Below are 14,921 nucleotides of genomic sequence, written 5' to 3'. Positions count from 1 at the left end.
ACCCGCCGCCGCGCACGGGTCCGAGACCGGACCGCGCTGTACCGTGCGCGCGCCTGACCCCGGAACGGGGGTATCGCCAGGGAGTGCCCGAGCCGCAGTAGATTGACCCCGACGGCGTCTCACCACCGCCGTCGTCGCCCGGTGCCGACGCCGGGTGCCCGATGGGATCAGGGATGGCACGACGACCGAGGACGCGCGCACGCTCGATGCGCCCGATCGTGTCCGCCGCCCACCCGCGTGCCGCCTGCTCCACCGCCCGCCCGCCGTTCCGTGCCGCCTGCTCGGCCGACTGCCGGACGCGCAGCGCCGCAGCCCCACCGCCACGGCGACGGCGGAGCGACCCCGCCGGCCGAGTGGGCGTGCGGCCCGCGACCAGGACCTGACCCGCGGCGATCCCGCCTCCCCACCTCCAGCACCACCTGCGCCACGACTCCAGAGGACCGCCGTGCACGACCACGACACCCACCCGCTCGACCGCCACGTCGGCCCGCCGCACGTCGAGCGCTTCCGCCTGACCAGCAGCGACGAGACGCTCAGCGTGGTCTGCACCTGTGCGATCGGTGCGGACCACGACAACACCATCCGACCGATCGGGATCCTCCCGGTCAGTTGAGGCCGATCGGCGCGATACTGGGAGTGTGCGTGAACTCCAAGCCGCCATCGCAGCGGACCTCAACGTCCAGCCGACCATCGACCCGGAGCAGGAGGTCGCCCGACGCGTCGGGTTCCTCCGCGACTACCTGCTCACGACCGGTGCGAAGGGGTACCTCCTCGCGATCAGCGGCGGCCAGGACTCCACGCTCGCCGGCCGCCTGACCCAGCTCGCCGTCGAGTCCCTGCGCGCCGAGGGGCAGCCCGCCGAGTTCACCACGGTCCGCATGCCCTACCGCGTGCAGGCCGACGAGGACGACGCCCAGCTCGCCTTGCAGTTCATCGCGGCTGACCCGGGCATCACCGTGAACATCGAGCACGGCGTCGACGGGGTGGTGCAGGACACCGCGGCGTCCGGCGTCGAGCTGAGCGACTTCGTCAAGGGCAACGTCAAGGCGCGCATGCGCATGGTCGCCCAGTACGCCGTCGCCGGCCAGCGCGGGCTGCTCGTCGTGGGCACCGACCACGCGGCCGAGGCGGTCACCGGCTTCTTCACGAAGTACGGCGACGGCGGTGTGGACCTCACGCCGCTCACCGGCCTGTCGAAGACCCAGGGGCGGCAGCTGCTCGAGCACCTCGGGGCACCGGCCCGCCTGTACGAGAAGGCCCCGACCGCGGACCTGCTCGACGACCTGCCCGGCCAGACCGACGAGGCGAACCTCGGCCTCACCTACGCCGAGATCGACGCCTACCTGCAGGGCCACGACGTGCCGGTCGAGGTCGCCGAGGCGATCGAGGCGCGCTACCGCGCGACCGAGCACAAGCGCCAGGTGCCGGCGACGCCCTTCGATGACTGGTGGCGTGCCGGGGCGTAGGCGCTGACGCGCGGACGGACAGGAGGCGCGGTGCGGGTCCGACCCGCACCGCGCCTCCTGTCCGTCGGTCGCGTCGCAACCGACGCGTGCCTGCTCAGGCCTGGTCGCGTCCCTGTTCGTCGCGGTGGTCGCGCTGCTGACCGCCGGCGTCCTCGCGGTCCCGGGCCGGGTCGGCGTCGCCGGCGGCGTCGTCCCGCTCGTTCGCGAGTCGCTGCTGCCAGACGACGCTGCGGGCGGCGCCCTCGAGGACGTCGTCCACGCTCCGACCGGTCTGCGCTGCCAGGGCGCCGCTGAGCCCGGCGGTGAGCGTGCCCCCGGCGGCGGCCAGCCGCTCGAGGACCTCTTCCTGGCGCTGGGTCAGGGGCTCGTCGACCAGTTCGTCGACGGTGTCCCGGATGTTCTGCTCGCTCGCGTCCAGCGCTGCCTCGTCGCCGGAGTGCAAGGCCGCCGCTTCCCCGACGACGACGAGACCGAGACGCGCGGCATCGTCTTCCGGACGAGATGTGCTCTGCTCATCAGTCATGGTGGGGACCGTACGCTCCGGCGCACCGCGCTCCCTGGACAGCGGCGTCCCCCGGACGGGTCGCACGCGGTCAGGCGGCGCGGTCGGCCCACCGGCGGAGCAGCCACTCGGCCGCGGCGATGCCCTCACGGCGCTGGAAGTCGCGGATCGTCGGCATGTTCGGCGGTGCCGGCGGCAGGGCGTGCTCGAAGAAGAGCCCGGCGAGCCCTGCCAGCACGGCGTCGACCGCGTCGTCCGGTACCCCGGCGAACACCGGGTGCGTGGCGAGGTGGTGCTCGACGTCGACGTCCTCGCCGCGGACGAGCGCGTCGAGCAGGTACGTCAGCGGGTCGAGCCAGTGCGCGCCGATGCCCGCCCACGGCCAGTCCACGACCCACACACGCCCGGCGGGGTCGACGAGCAGGTTGTCGGCACGACAGTCCGCGTGCACGAGGTGTCCGCCGTCGACCATCGCGGCGGCGCGGGTGGCGGCGCGGGCCATCGCCGGACCGGCTCCCAGGACGTGCGCCGGGACGACCTCGCCGACCCGTCCCGCCAGGGGGCCGTCACCGAGCAGCCGGTCCCAGGCGGCGAACTCGTGGCGCAGGTCCTCGGCCATCCGCGGCAGCGCCGCCAACCCGCCCGTGGCGAGGGGGAGCGTGTCGAGGGCGTCGAGGACCGCCGCGACGTCCGATCCGTCGCCCACAGCGCCTGGATGCGCGCCGTCGACGTCGTCGAGCACGAGGGCGACCCAGTCGTCACCGTCGACCGTGTCGGTCAGGACGTCGAGCAGGCGGGGTGCCCGCACCGACGCCGGGAGCTGTGCCACGACGTGGGCCTCGCGGCCGTGCATCGTCAGCGCATCCTCGTTGCGGGAGCGGGAGACCGTCTTCACGAAGGCCCGGCGGCCGTCCGCCGTCGTGACCCGGTCGGCGCTGCCCGGCGACCACCCGTTCGCCTGCGAGCGCGCGCTGACCACCGGCCCGCCGAGGACCCGACCCACCCGTTCCCGCAGTCCCACCGGCACGTCGGTCCATGCTGTCCGCCCCATGCCGGACGACACTACTGGTCGGCCCGCACCTCCGCGGCACCGCCCGGGAACGACGAACGCGCCCCGTCTCGGACGGGGCGCGTTCGGTGGTGCAGGGTGCCGACTAGCGGGTCTTGGCGCCCCGACCGGCGAAACGGGTCCAGATCAGCAGCACGATGATCGCACCGATGATCGAGCCGATGATGCCGGCCGGCTGGAAGAAGCCGTCCATCGGGTCGTGCTGGAAGATCAGGAACCCGAGGAACCCGCCCACGAACGAGCCGATGATGCCGAGCAGGATGGTCATGGGGATCGAGATGTGCTGCTTGCCGGGGACGATGAGCCGCGCGAGCGCGCCGGCGATGAGTCCGATGATGATCAGGCTGATGATGAGACCGAGCACGGTTTCCTCCTCGTGGATGCGGTTGCCGCGGCATGGATTGCCGGAGTCAGGGCCGACGCCTGACTCAACTCCGAGTTCCCTGGGAAGCCTCTCGGTTTCATTGACGACCGCCCCTCATGTCGTACAAGGGCCGACGTCGCGCAGGTGGTCGAGGGCGGTCAGACCACCCCGCCGGCCTCGAGGGCCGTCCGCAGCTCCTGGTCGGACGGCTCGACGAAGTGCCGACCGTCCGGCAGCACGACGACGGGGATGTTCTTCCGCCCGCTGATCTCCTCGGCACGTGCGGCCGCGGTCGGGTCCGCCTCGACGTCGACATAGTCGTAGTCGACCCCGAGGGTGTCGAGCAGCGCCTTCGACCGTCGGCAGTCGCGGCACCAGTCCGCGCCGAACATGGTCACCGTCTCGGTCGTCGCATCGCTCATGCCCAGAGGGTACGTCAGACGGGGTCGGCGCATTCCCTACGATTGCACCATGGCACCCGACCCCGAGACGCTGTCGTGGGCATCGGCCGCCGTCCGGCGCTTCGCCGCGGCGACGAACCTGCTCGTCGCCGCTCGCCGGTTCCGCATCGTCGGCGGCGACCGGGGGGACGTCGCGGCACTGCACGCCCTGCTGACCGGCCTCGGCGCCCGTGCCGCCGACCCGCAGGAGACCGTCGACCAGCTCTGGTGCCTCGGCACGCCGGAGGGATCGACGCCCGCGATCGAGCAGGCCGCCGACCGCCCGCGCGGCGCCACACTGATCGTCATCGACGCCGGTCGACACCTGCCCGCCGTGGACGAGGACGCCTTCGGCCCGGTCGCACCCGCCCGCCCCGGCGTGCTCGCCGTCCCGGTGCTGTCCGACGACGTCTTCCTGGTGCCGACCGGCCGCGACCCCGAGGACGACCCCGCCGCCGACGCCCGCCTGCGCTGGGCGCGACGATCGATGCCGGTCGCCCGCTCGGTCGCCGCGGAGCTCCGGGACGGCGGACTCCTGCGCGGCACGCGCGTCGGTGTCGCGATGGTCCTCGAGCCGAAGACGGCCGTGCTGAGCTTGCTGCTCCGCGATGCCGGTGCCGAGGTCGTGGTCTACGCGCACGCCGACGAGACCGACGACGCCGTCGCCGACGCGCTGCGGTCCGCCGGGCTGACGGTCTTCGCGAGCAGCACGGCGACGCTCCCCGAGCAGGAGCAGCTGGCCCTCGCGATGCTCGACACCGCCCCGCACGTCCTGCTCGACGACGGTTCGCACGTCATCCGGCTCGCCCACCAGCGACGCCCGGACCTGCTGCCGACGATGCTCGGCGCCGCCGAGGAGACCACGAGCGGCCTGCGGCCCCTGCGGGTGCTGGCGGCGCGCGGCGAGCTCGGCATCCCGGTCATCGCGGTGAACGACGCCCGCACGAAGACGTCCTTCGACAACCGGTACGGCACCGGGCAGTCGACGGTGTTCGCGGTGCTCGACCTGGTCGACGGGCTCGCGTCCGGCGCGCACCGGGTCCGGCCGGGAGGCACGGCGGTCGTCGCCGGGTTCGGCCCCGTCGGCGAGGGGGTCGCCATGGTGCTCACCGCCCTCGGGTTCCGGGTGACGGTCGCCGAGACCGACCCGGTCCGCGCCCTGCAGGCGCGGTTCGCCGGGTACGCGGTCGTCCCGCTCGTCGAGGCGGTGCCCGGCGCCGACCTCGTGGTGAGCGCCACCGGGGTGCCGGACACGATCGACCTCGACGTGCTCCGCGCCTGCGCCGACGGTGCCGTGGTCGCCGTGGCCGGTGGCGTCGACCAGGAGATCGCCGTCGACGACGCCCTCGCCGCGGGGGCGCGGCGCCGACACGTGGGGCCGAAGGCCGAGCGGTTCGTGTTCCCCGGGGCCGAGGGCGGGCCGATCGTGCTCGACGACGGCGGCTGCATCAACATCACCGCGGCCGAGGGCAACCCGGTCGAGATCATGGACCTGTCCTTCGCCGTGCAGCTCGGCGCCGTCCGCATGCTCCTCGAGCGGGGCGACGAGCTGGAACGCGCCGTCGTGCCGATCGACCCCGCGGTCGACGACGCGACCGCCCGCGCGACGCTCGCCGCCTTCGGGAGCCCAGCCGCGCCTCTCCCCACCGGCACGGCCGGGCTGCCGCTGGCGCGTCAGCCCGGAACCGGCGGCGTGGGCCCACGCCGGCTTCCCGAGCAGCCTGCGGACCGCGAGCCGGACGTCCGGACGCACCGCTTCGGGGACCCGACGTGACCGCGGGACAGCGGCCGGTCACCGTGCACTCGGCGCGCGTCGTCGTCCCGATGACCGCGCCGCCGATCGCGGACGGCGCGGTCGCCGTGCAGGACGGCCGCATCCTGCACGTCGGCGACCGCTCGTGGGTCGTCGACCAGCTCGACGGGACACCGTTCACCGAGCGCCGGTGGCGCGGCGCGCTCCTGCCCGGACTCGTGAACGCGCACGCGCACCTGCAGTACACCGGCATGTCCGGTGTCGGGCAGCGCCAGTACGACGGGTTCGAGGACTGGGCCGCAGCGTTCAACGTCGACTACGCCGAGCCGCACGACTGGCGGGCCGAGGCGGCGGACGGGGCGCGGGCGTCGATCCTCGCCGGCGTGACGAGCATCGCGGACATCGTCACCGACATCGAGGCCTCGACCGCCCTGCAGGACGCCGGACTCGGCGGCATCGCGTACTGGGAGGTCATGGACTGGGAGAACGACGCCTGGCAGTCGCACGGTCGCGACCAGGTGCTCGACGAGCTCGACCGCGTCCCGACGACCCCCGGCGCCGGCCTCTCGCCGCACGCGCCGTACTCGCTCGACGTCGCGCCGCTCCTCGAACTCCCCGACATCGTCCGGCAGCGCGGCCTGCGGCTGCACCTGCACCTCGGCGAGGCCGCCTTCGAGGGCGAGCGCACCGCCCTCGGTCCCGTCCCCGGACTCGAGGGCGTGGACGGCGTCGGCCACGGCAGCGACTGGCACCTGGCGAACGCCCCGTCGTTCCGCGCCATGCGCGCGCTCGGGTTCGGTGCGAGCGCGACCGCCTTCGTCGACCGCCTCGGCGTGCTCGGTCCGGACTGCCACATCGCCCACGGCGTGTACGTGACCGCCGCCGACCGGGCGCTCCTGCGTGCCCGCGGCACCGCGGTGGCGCTCTGCCCCCGGTCGAACGCCGTCATCGGTCTCGACCCGCCGCCCGTCGCCGACTACCTGCGCGAGGGCAGCCCGATCGCGATCGGCACCGACTCGCTGTCGTCGTCGCCGTCCCTCGACCTGATGGCCGACGTCACCGCCCTGCACCGGATCGCCCGCGCCCAGGGCTACGGGCACCGCGACCTGCACGAGCGGCTCCTGGCGGCGGCGACGCTCGGCGGCGCGCACGCCATGGGGCTCGCCGTCGGGCCGGACCGCATCGGTCACCTCGCCGTGGGGGCGCGCGCCGACCTGGCCGTCTTCGACGTCGACGCCCGGACCGTGCCCGACGCGCTCGCCGAACTCGTCGAGGACGGCGCCGGGCGCACAGCCGCCACGGTCATCCGCGGCGAGGTCCGCGCCGTCGCCCACGCACTCACCCCTGTCCCACCCGTCCGCCCTGTGGAGGAACGATGACCGAGACCGCACCACGCCCCGGCACGGCCGCACGCCGAACCGTCACCGGGGAGCTGATCGAGTGGCTCGACGTGCCGAAGCGCGCGATCGCCCTCGGCATGGAACCGCACCCCGAGGGCGGCTGGTACGTCCGCACCTGGACCTCGCCGGCGACGGTCACCACCCCCGCGGGGGACCGTCCGGCCGCCACCCTGATCCACTTCCTGCTGCCCCCGGGTGAGGCCTCGGCCTGGCACCGGGTGACGAGCGACGAGATCTGGATGTGGCACGGGCCGGACACCGTCGAGCTGCAGCTCGGCGGCGACGGCGACGCTCCCGAGCCCGGCGCGACGATCACCCTCGGCCCGGACGCCGGGCGCGACCGGGTGAACGACGCCCAGGCGTTCGTGCGCGGCGGCGTGTGGCAGCGGACGCTCCCGGGCGACGGCGAGGTGCTGCTGAGCTGCCTCGTGTCGCCGGGCTTCTCCTTCGAGGACTTCACGATGGCGGACGACGCGGCCACCGCTGCCGAGTAGCGCCGCGACACCGTTTCGCCGTGGTATCCCACCGCGAAGTACACTTCGACCTGCCCCCACCCCCTCGCACGAAGGCCCGACCGTGACCCGTTCCCTCCGTCTCACCCTCGCCGTCGCCACCGCCGCGGTCGCCGTCCTCGCCCTGTCGGCGTGCTCGGGCAGCAGCAGCAGTGGCTCGAACGCCGACGGCACCGTCACCGACGGCAAGCTCACGATCGCGACCGGTGAGCCGGCGTACTCGCCGTGGATCGACGACAACGAGCCGGAGTCCGGCAAGGGCTTCGAGTCCGCCGTGGCCTACGCCGTCGCGAAGGAGCTGGGGTACAGCAAGTCCGACGTGGTGTGGAAGCGCAGCACCTTCGACAGCGCCATCGCCCCGGGGCCGAAGGACTGGGACCTCAACGTCCAGCAGTTCTCGATCGACGCCAAGCGCAAGAAGGCCGTCGACATGTCGAGCGCGTACTACACGACGACCCAGGCCGTGGTGACGACGAGCACCTCGAAGGCCGCCGACGCCACCACCGTCGACGCACTCAAGCAGGACGCGATCGGCGTGGCCACCGGTTCGACCTCGATCGCGAGCGTGAAGAGCGTCCTCGGGGTCACCCCGCAGGTCTTCAACTCGAACGACGACGCCGTGCTCGCGCTCAAGTCGGGCCAGATCGACGCGATCGTCACCGACCTGCCGACGGCGTTCTACATGGCCGCCGCGCAGCTCGACGACGGCACGGTCTCGGCGCAGTTCCCGTCGGATGGCAAGGGCGACCAGTTCGGCTTCGTCCTGCCGAAGGGCTCGGCGCTCACGAGCAAGGTCGACGAGGCACTGGAGGAGCTGAAGGACGACGGCACCCTCGAGGACCTGCAGACCAAGTGGCTCTCCTCGGAGACCAACACCCCGGTCCTGAAGTAGCTCCGTGACCGTGCCAGCAGGCGCCGGGACCCCGGTCGCCGCTCCCGCGCCGAGCCAGGTCGAGCTCGAGCGCCGGCTGTACCGTCGGCAGCGCGGACGCCGGTCGATCGTGGTGTCGGTGGTGTCGACGCTGGTCGTCATCGCGATCGCCTACTTCGGTGTCGTGAACACCCCCGGCTGGGCCGCGGTGCAGCAGTCGTTCTTCGACCCGCAGACCGCGGTCGACACGTTCCCCTCGATCCTGCGAGGCCTGTGGCTGAACGTCCGGATCCTCTTCTTCGCGGCGATCGGCGTCGCGGTGTTCGGCACCCTGCTCGCGGTGGTCCGGGGCCTGCGGAGCCCGGTGTTCTTCCCGCTGCGCATGCTCGCGACCGGTTACACGGACCTGTTCCGCGGCCTGCCGCTCATCATCGTGCTCTACCTGGTCGGGTACGGCATCCCGGGCCTCGGGGTGTTCCCACGGCTGCCCGCCGAGGTGTGGGGCACCGTCGCGATCGTCCTGACCTACTCGTCGTACATCGCCGAGGTGCTGCGCGCCGGCATGGAGGCCGTGCACCCCTCCCAGCGCCTGGCCGCCCGGTCGCTCGGGCTCTCGCACGCCAAGACGCTGCGGTTGGTCGTGCTGCCCCAGGCGATCCGCAAGGTCACGCCGGCGCTCATGAACGACTTCGTGTCGATGCAGAAGGACGTCGGCTTGGTCTCGATCCTCGGTGCCGTCGACGCGGTCCGCTCCGCGCAGATCGCACAGGCCGAGACCTACAACTTCACGCCGTACTTCGTCGCGGGCCTGCTCTTCGTGGTGATCAGCCTGCCGCTGATCCGCGTCACGGACGCGATCGCGCGTCGGCAGCAGCGGCGCGAGCAGATCGGAGGGACCGTGTGAGCGAGCGATCCGAGGCGGGCGCGGGCCGCGCCTCCAGACCGGACGTCGGTCTGGGCCCACGCCGCCGGTTCCGAGCTGACGCGCCAGCGGCAGATCGGCCGAGCCGGCGGGGAGAGGCACGGGGCGGGTCGCCGACGTCGGTTCCCGTCCTGGAACTGCGCGGGGTGCGCAAGGCCTTCGGCGACCACGAGGTCCTGCGCGGCATCGACCTGACCGTGCACCGGCACGAGGTCATCTGCGTCATCGGGGCGTCCGGCTCGGGCAAGTCCACCCTGCTCAAGACCGTGAACCTGCTCGAGGGCATCGACGACGGCGAGATCCTGCTCCAGGGCACCGACGTGGCCGACCCGCGGATCGCCGTGGACGCCGTGCGGGCCCGGATCGGCGTGGTCTTCCAGCAGTTCAACCTGTTCCCGCACATGAGCGTCCTGGACAACGTGACGCTCGCGTCGCGGCAGGTGCACGGCGTCGGACGGGTCGAGGCCGAGGCGACCGCGCGTCGGCTGCTCGACCGCATCGGCCTCGCCGAGTTCGCCGGTGCGTACCCGGACCGGCTCTCCGGCGGGCAGCAGCAGCGCGTGGCCATCGTGCGGGCGATCGCCTCCGACCCGGAACTGCTCCTGCTCGACGAGGTCACGAGCGCGCTCGACCCGATGCTCGTCGGCGAGGTGCTCGACCTGGTCACCGACCTGCAGCGCCAGGGCTCGACGATCCTCATGACCACGCACGAGATGCACTTCGCGCGGAACGTGGCCGACCGCATCGTGTTCCTGCACCGGGGCGAGGTCGTCGAGCAGGGCACCCCGGCCGAGGTGCTCGACGCGCCGACCCACCCCGCGCTCGTCGAGTTCCTCGCCCGCGTGCACGCCTGATCGCGACCGCGGTGGTGCCCCCGCGGGGCGGTGGTGCTGTCGCGGGGCGGTGGTCGTTGCGCGGGGTGCGGGTGTGCGTCACCGGGCGGCCGAGGACCGGCTCACCCGGCCCGCCTCCGGCCTAGAGCGTCAGCAGGACCTTGCCGACGACCTCGCCGTCGCGGACCCGGCGGTGCGCCTCGTCCGCCTCGGCGAGGGGCAACACCGAGTCGATGACCGGTCGGATGCGACCGGCGGCGACGAGCGGCCAGACGTTGTAGCGCACGGCCCGGACGATCGCGGCCTTCTCGTCGAGGGGACGGGCACGCAGGGTGGTGCCGCTGACCGTCGCACGCTTGCGCATGAGGGTGCCGAAGTCGAGCTCCGCCGTGGTGCCGCTGCCCGACGCGATCACCGCGACGTGCCCGTTCGGCGCGAGCGCCTGCAGGTTGCGATCCAGGTAGGACGGACCGACGACGTCGAGCACCACGTCGACGCCGCGTCCGTCGGTCTCCGCGAGGACCCGCTCGACGAAGTCCTCGGTGCGGTGGTCGATGACCACGTCGGCACCGAGGTCCTTCGACGCCTGCACCTTGCGAGCGCCGCCGCTCGTGGCGATCACCGTCGCGCCGAGGGCCTTCGCCCACAGCACCGCGTGCGATCCCATGCCGCCGGTGCCGCCGTGCACGAGGAGCGTCTGACCGGGGCGGAGCCCGGCGAGCATGCCGATGTTCGAGTAGACCGTACAGGCGGCCTCCGGCAGGCCGGCCGCCTCGACCAGGTCGACGCCGTCGGGGACCGGGAGCACCTGGGCGGCCGGGGCGACCACGAGCGAGGCGTACCCACCGCCCGAGAGCAGGGCGCAGACCCGGTCGCCGACGGCCACCGTCGTCACGCCCGCCCCGAGCGCCCGCACGGTGCCGGAGACCTCGAGCCCGAGGATCTCGGACGCCCCGGGAGGCGGCGGGTAGTTCCCGGCACGCTGCTGCAGGTCGGCGTTGTTCACACCGGCCGCGGCGACCTCGATGAGGACCTCGCCGGCACCGGGCACCGGATCGGGCAGGTCGGTCACGGAAAGACCGGCGTCGTCGGACGTGATGGCTCGCATGCCCTCGACGGTACGCGCGGTGCCGAGGCCTCCGACCGGTCGGAACCCGACAAGCAGCCGGACGAACCTGTGGATGTTCCATGTACGCTCGGCGACGCATCCGCACCTCAACCGGGGGCGTGCGGACCGATCGAGGGGGACACTCCACCATGCCCAAGAAGTTCATCGCACTCGCCACCGCCGGCCTCGCGCTCACGCTGCTCGCGGGCTGTGCCTCCGGCCCGTCGAAGGCCGAGCAGTGCGACACGTTCGAGAAGACCGTGAAGAGCGCGGCCCAGGGCGTGCAGCAGGAGGCCACCAAGCTGCAGTCCGACCCCGACGCCGCCGTCAAGAAGCTCAAGGAGCTCGACGAGACCATCTCCGACGGCGTCGACGACCTGTCCGACGACGACCTCCAGCAGAAGGGCGAGGCGTTCGAGGACGCGTACGGCGACCTCGTCGACCAGATCGAGGACGTCGCCGACGACCCGAAGTCGGCCGACGTGCAGGCGCTCACGAAGTCGAGCACCAAGGTGCAGGAGACCGGCAACGCCTTCGAGAAGGCGTGCAACTCCTGATGCGCCGACCGGTCATGGCGCTCGCCGCCGCGGGTCTCGGCCTCGCCCTGCTGACGGGCTGCTCGTCCGGCGGCGGGTCCTCGGACGCAGCGTCGGATGGCCCGAGCAGCGCTGCGTCGACGACCGCCTCGAGCGCGCCGAGCACCGCGGCGGCCGCTCCGGCACAGTCGCGTGAGCAGGCGTGCTCGGTCGTCGAGGACGAGTTCAAGTCGTTCATCGCCGCCCAGTCGTCGTCGACCGCGCCCGCGGACGCCGCCGGTCGCGCCGAGCTCGTGCAGGGGATCGCCGACCGGATGGACGAGATCCTGCCGAAGGTCGGCAACGACGACGTGCGCTCGGCCTTCGAGGACTTCTCCGACTCCGCGCGGGACTACGCCGAGGCACTCGAGGACAGCGGCTCCGCCACCTCGACCGAGGCGACCGAGGCGCAGACCGACGTGCAGTCGACGCTCGCCCAGGTGTCGAAGGTCTGCCCGAACGGCTGACCCGGACACGACGACGCCCCGCTGCCCGGACCGGACAGCGGGGCGTCGCGGCGTCCGCGGCGGCGTCGCTGGTCAGCTCGTGGCGGCGCCGGCGGCGTCGAGGCGGGCGACGTCCTCCGGGCGGAGCTTCACCGTCGGCGCGGTGACCGAGTCGAGGATCGACTGCGGGCGGGACGCCCCGGGGATCGGCACGACCACGTCGCTCTTCTGCAGCTCCCAGGCGAGCGCGATGACCTGCGGGGTGACCCCACGGTCCCGGGCGATGTACGCGAAGTCCTCGAACGCGGTGCCGAGGTCGGCCGCGCCGGTGATCCCGCCGAGCGGGCTCCACGGCAGGAACGCGATGCCGAGCTCGTCGCAGAGCTCGAGTTCCGGCTCGCTCGACCGGAACCCCGGCGAGAACTGGTTCTGCACCGACGCCAGCCGTCCGCCGAGCACCTCGTTCGCGGTGCGGATCTGGTCGGGGTCGGCGTTCGAGATGCCCGCCATCCGGATGACGCCCTCGTCGAGCAGCTCGGCGAGCGCGCCGACCGACTCGGCGTAGGGGACCGCCGGGTCCGGGCGGTGGAACTGGTACAGCCCGATCGCCTCGACGCCGAGGCGCTTCGCCGACGCCTTCGCGGCCTCCTTGAGGTACTCCGGGTGCCCGTTCTGCGCCCAGGCACCGGCCTCGGGGCGGAGGTGACCGCCCTTCGTCGCGATGAGGACCTCGTCGGTCTGCCCGTGGAACTCACGGACCGCACGCGCGATGAGCTCCTCGTTGTGCCCGACCTCGTCGTGGGCCGCCAGGTGGTAGGCGTCCGCGGTGTCGATGAGGGTGACCCCGGCCTCGAGCGCGGCGTGGATGGTGGCGATCGACCGACTCTCGTCCGGCCGACCCTCGATCGACATGGGCATGCCGCCCAGACCGATGGCGCTGACGGACACGTCTCCGATGACTCGTTGCTTCATGCGCCCAGCATGCGCCGCTCGCCGTCCAGGGCGCCCAGCATGCGGACGCTGCACACGCCACCGGTCGCACACGGAGTCGGCGGCGCGTGCCTGCTGCGGACGGTCGCAGCCCGAGCGCGACGGATCCGGCGACCTCGGTCGTCGTCGTGGCACGCAGCACCACGCGGTGCGAGCGATCCGGGTGCGCGGTCGACCACGTCGAGCGGGTCCTCGGCACCGGTGACGAGGACCGTGACGGCCGGCGACCAGTGGACACCGCTGAGCCCCGTCACTGCTCCCGCGGTCGTCGATCCGCCGTTCCGCGCCGGTAGCATGTCGCGATGTCGTCCCCCGTGCACACCGGCAACGCTCCCCACGACATGCGGGGCGACGCAGTGCCTGGAAGAAGCGTCCTCGACACCGGTCTGGTGGTGCGCATCCGGCAGGCCCGTGTCGAGGACTCCGCGACGATCGGGCTGTTCCAGACGCTCGCGTGGGAGCAGACCTACCGCGGCATCGTCCCCGACTCGTTCCTGGACGCCCGGTCCGCCGGTTCCGCGGCGGAGCGCTGGGCCGAGCGCATCGACACCGGCAGCCGGCTCGTGTTCGTGGCGGAGTCGTTCGACGGGCGCGTCCTCGGCGTCGCGAGCACCGGTCGCAGCGCTGACGTCCCAGCCGGTTTGCCGCACCTCGAGCTCGTTTCCTTGTACGTCGATCGGGAGGCGCACGGAGCCGGTGTCGCGTCGAGCCTCCTCACGGCCGCGCTCGCCGAGGACGATGCGCACCTCCTCGTGTTCTCGTGCAACGAGCGGGCCCGGCGCTTCTACGCCAAGCACGGCTTCGAGCGCCGAGGGGACCAGCAGGTCGATCCGGGGACCGGGCTCCACGAAGAACGTTGGGTCCGGCAGCTGACGGCGGTCCCCATCCACCCGTCTCGGTGAACGGTCGCTCCGGGCAGCACAGCGGACGACCTGTCGGCCGTCATCCTCGAACCGCGCCGTGTGCCGCCGTTGCGATGCCGGCCGATCGTCAGAACGCGAGCAGCCCGACGGCCGTGTACACGGCGCAGAACGCCACGGCGACTGCGGCGGTCGCGATGATCGCAGCGACCCGGATCGCCGGCCGGGAGACGTGACGGACCAGGACCACGGCGAGCAGCGCGGTCCCGAGCACGCCGATGAGGATCCAGTAGAACGGCGACGTGGTCTCCGCGACCACGGTGAGCCCGTAGACGCACTCGCCGGTGGCGAGCCCGGCGAGTACGGCGGCACCCATGGCCGGTCGCTGCTCACGCCGGTGCAGCCACGCAGCCGCGACCCCCACGAAGGGGCCGACGACCAGCCCGATGACGCCGAACACGAGCGGGCCGTAGTGGATCCCGCGGAGCTCCGACGCGATCGTGTACCCGGCGACGAGGCCCACGAAGCTGACGGCCCCGAGCACTGCTGACACCCCCGTCCGCTGGCGGAGCGACCAGACGAGCGCCGCCGTGACCAGGGTCCACCCGCTCGCAGAGTTGGCGAACGAGCTGATGAGGTCGGGGAGGACTCCTTGCGCGAAGAACGTGGCCGCGCCCAGGACCACACTGGCGACGAGGGCCAGGGCGATGCCGGGCAGCGCTCCGACGCGGCGGCGGGTCACGAGCGGGTCGAGAGACATGGTCATCATTCTGGGGCGCAGCGCCTGAGCACCGCGTCGCCTGGTCACCG

The 14,921-nt window shown here is 73.0% G+C and carries 18 protein-coding genes; 11 read left to right on the top strand and 7 right to left on the bottom strand.

The annotated features are described in order from the left end of the window. The first annotated feature begins 445 nt into the window (after positions 1–445). Positions 446–613, top strand: a complete 168-nt coding sequence (locus BIU94_RS17890; RefSeq protein WP_175472143.1) for a hypothetical protein — start codon at positions 446–448, stop codon at positions 611–613. 25 nt (positions 614–638) lie between these two features. Further along, complete coding sequence (gene nadE, locus BIU94_RS14995; protein WP_071262616.1) at positions 639–1,466, top strand: ammonia-dependent NAD(+) synthetase; 828 nt, start codon at positions 639–641, stop codon at positions 1,464–1,466. Between the two features lie 94 nt (positions 1,467–1,560). On the opposite strand, the gene BIU94_RS14990 is transcribed toward nadE, so the two are convergent. The 4 genes from BIU94_RS14990 to BIU94_RS14975 all read right to left on the bottom strand — a co-directional run bounded on the left by BIU94_RS14990 (position 1,561) and on the right by BIU94_RS14975 (position 3,823). Next, positions 1,561–1,989: a hypothetical protein gene (locus BIU94_RS14990; protein ID WP_139196417.1), complete on the bottom strand. Its 429-nt coding sequence runs from the start codon at positions 1,987–1,989 to the stop codon at positions 1,561–1,563. Positions 1,990–2,059: 70 nt separating this feature from the next. After that, positions 2,060–3,019: a phosphotransferase gene (locus BIU94_RS17885; protein WP_071262660.1), complete on the bottom strand. Its 960-nt coding sequence runs from the start codon at positions 3,017–3,019 to the stop codon at positions 2,060–2,062. A 103-nt stretch (positions 3,020–3,122) separates the two neighbouring features. Then, positions 3,123–3,401: a GlsB/YeaQ/YmgE family stress response membrane protein gene (locus BIU94_RS14980; RefSeq protein WP_071262614.1), complete on the bottom strand. Its 279-nt coding sequence runs from the start codon at positions 3,399–3,401 to the stop codon at positions 3,123–3,125. 158 nt (positions 3,402–3,559) lie between these two features. After that, positions 3,560–3,823, bottom strand: a complete 264-nt coding sequence (locus BIU94_RS14975; protein ID WP_071262613.1) for a glutaredoxin family protein — start codon at positions 3,821–3,823, stop codon at positions 3,560–3,562. Positions 3,824–3,872: 49 nt separating this feature from the next. Here BIU94_RS14975 and BIU94_RS14970 point away from each other — a divergent pair, with 49 nt between their 5' ends. From BIU94_RS14970 to BIU94_RS14945, 6 genes are all read left to right on the top strand, one after another. Next, positions 3,873–5,615, top strand: a complete 1,743-nt coding sequence (locus BIU94_RS14970) for an adenosylhomocysteinase (RefSeq protein ID WP_071262612.1) — start codon at positions 3,873–3,875, stop codon at positions 5,613–5,615. Next, a complete protein-coding gene (locus BIU94_RS14965) occupies positions 5,612–6,973 on the top strand; it encodes an amidohydrolase family protein (RefSeq protein WP_254784822.1) in 1,362 nt (453 codons plus the stop codon). Before BIU94_RS14970 ends, BIU94_RS14965 begins: the two co-directional genes overlap by 4 nt. Next, the gene (locus BIU94_RS14960) at positions 6,970–7,488 is read left to right on the top strand and encodes a cupin domain-containing protein (protein ID WP_083404885.1); all 519 of its coding nucleotides are present in this window, start codon (positions 6,970–6,972) and stop codon (positions 7,486–7,488) included. Before BIU94_RS14965 ends, BIU94_RS14960 begins: the two co-directional genes overlap by 4 nt. A gap of 82 nt (positions 7,489–7,570) precedes the next feature. Further along, on the top strand, positions 7,571–8,398 hold the full coding sequence (locus BIU94_RS14955) for an ABC transporter substrate-binding protein (RefSeq protein ID WP_071262611.1): 828 nt from the start codon (positions 7,571–7,573) through the stop codon (positions 8,396–8,398). 4 nt (positions 8,399–8,402) lie between these two features. Continuing rightward, positions 8,403–9,281 (top strand): amino acid ABC transporter permease, encoded by an 879-nt coding sequence (locus BIU94_RS14950; RefSeq protein WP_083404884.1) that lies wholly within the window; start codon positions 8,403–8,405, stop codon positions 9,279–9,281. A gap of 164 nt (positions 9,282–9,445) precedes the next feature. After that, complete coding sequence (locus tag BIU94_RS14945) at positions 9,446–10,153, top strand: amino acid ABC transporter ATP-binding protein (RefSeq protein WP_302846886.1); 708 nt, start codon at positions 9,446–9,448, stop codon at positions 10,151–10,153. Between the two features lie 121 nt (positions 10,154–10,274). Here BIU94_RS14945 and BIU94_RS14940 read toward each other — a convergent pair whose 3' ends face one another. Then, the gene (locus tag BIU94_RS14940) at positions 10,275–11,240 is read right to left on the bottom strand and encodes an NAD(P)H-quinone oxidoreductase (RefSeq protein WP_071262610.1); all 966 of its coding nucleotides are present in this window, start codon (positions 11,238–11,240) and stop codon (positions 10,275–10,277) included. Between the two features lie 149 nt (positions 11,241–11,389). Here BIU94_RS14940 and BIU94_RS14935 point away from each other — a divergent pair, with 149 nt between their 5' ends. Continuing rightward, positions 11,390–11,797: a hypothetical protein gene (locus BIU94_RS14935; RefSeq protein WP_071262609.1), complete on the top strand. Its 408-nt coding sequence runs from the start codon at positions 11,390–11,392 to the stop codon at positions 11,795–11,797. Further along, entirely contained in the window at positions 11,797–12,282 is a 486-nt protein-coding gene (locus tag BIU94_RS14930; RefSeq protein ID WP_139196416.1) for a hypothetical protein, read from the top strand. Before BIU94_RS14935 ends, BIU94_RS14930 begins: the two co-directional genes overlap by 1 nt. Positions 12,283–12,354: 72 nt before the next feature. Here BIU94_RS14930 and BIU94_RS14925 read toward each other — a convergent pair whose 3' ends face one another. Continuing rightward, positions 12,355–13,233, bottom strand: a complete 879-nt coding sequence (locus tag BIU94_RS14925) for an aldo/keto reductase (RefSeq protein ID WP_071262607.1) — start codon at positions 13,231–13,233, stop codon at positions 12,355–12,357. 320 nt (positions 13,234–13,553) lie between these two features. On the opposite strand from BIU94_RS14925, the gene BIU94_RS14915 reads away from it, so the two are divergent. Then, positions 13,554–14,153: a GNAT family N-acetyltransferase gene (locus BIU94_RS14915; RefSeq protein ID WP_083404883.1), complete on the top strand. Its 600-nt coding sequence runs from the start codon at positions 13,554–13,556 to the stop codon at positions 14,151–14,153. A gap of 88 nt (positions 14,154–14,241) precedes the next feature. On the opposite strand, the gene BIU94_RS14910 is transcribed toward BIU94_RS14915, so the two are convergent. Further along, positions 14,242–14,871 carry a DUF6518 family protein gene (locus tag BIU94_RS14910; protein WP_254784821.1) on the bottom strand — a complete coding sequence of 210 codons (630 nt, stop codon included), beginning with the start codon at positions 14,869–14,871 and terminating at the stop codon, positions 14,242–14,244. Positions 14,872–14,921: the final 50 nt, after the last annotated feature.

The organism is Curtobacterium sp. MMLR14_006, assembly GCF_001864985.1.
GTDB lineage: Bacteria > Actinomycetota > Actinomycetes > Actinomycetales > Microbacteriaceae > Curtobacterium.
Note: the sequence above shows the minus strand (reverse complement) of the source record. Positions and strands in the feature narration are given on the sequence as shown.

Coding starts and splice junctions, on each gene's coding strand:
- BIU94_RS14930 (WP_139196416.1), top strand. CDS start 11,797: ATGCGCCGACCGGTCATGGCGCTCGCCGCCGCGGGTCTCGGCCTCGCC.
- BIU94_RS14935 (WP_071262609.1), top strand. CDS start 11,390: ATGCCCAAGAAGTTCATCGCACTCGCCACCGCCGGCCTCGCGCTCACG.
- BIU94_RS14960 (WP_083404885.1), top strand. CDS start 6,970: ATGACCGAGACCGCACCACGCCCCGGCACGGCCGCACGCCGAACCGTC.
- BIU94_RS14915 (WP_083404883.1), top strand. CDS start 13,554: ATGTCGTCCCCCGTGCACACCGGCAACGCTCCCCACGACATGCGGGGC.
- BIU94_RS14940 (WP_071262610.1), bottom strand. CDS start 11,240: ATGCGAGCCATCACGTCCGACGACGCCGGTCTTTCCGTGACCGACCTG.
- BIU94_RS14925 (WP_071262607.1), bottom strand. CDS start 13,233: ATGAAGCAACGAGTCATCGGAGACGTGTCCGTCAGCGCCATCGGTCTG.
- BIU94_RS14990 (WP_139196417.1), bottom strand. CDS start 1,989: ATGACTGATGAGCAGAGCACATCTCGTCCGGAAGACGATGCCGCGCGT.
- BIU94_RS17885 (WP_071262660.1), bottom strand. CDS start 3,019: ATGGGGCGGACAGCATGGACCGACGTGCCGGTGGGACTGCGGGAACGG.
- BIU94_RS14975 (WP_071262613.1), bottom strand. CDS start 3,823: ATGAGCGATGCGACGACCGAGACGGTGACCATGTTCGGCGCGGACTGG.
- BIU94_RS14910 (WP_254784821.1), bottom strand. CDS start 14,871: ATGTCTCTCGACCCGCTCGTGACCCGCCGCCGCGTCGGAGCGCTGCCC.
- BIU94_RS14970 (WP_071262612.1), top strand. CDS start 3,873: ATGGCACCCGACCCCGAGACGCTGTCGTGGGCATCGGCCGCCGTCCGG.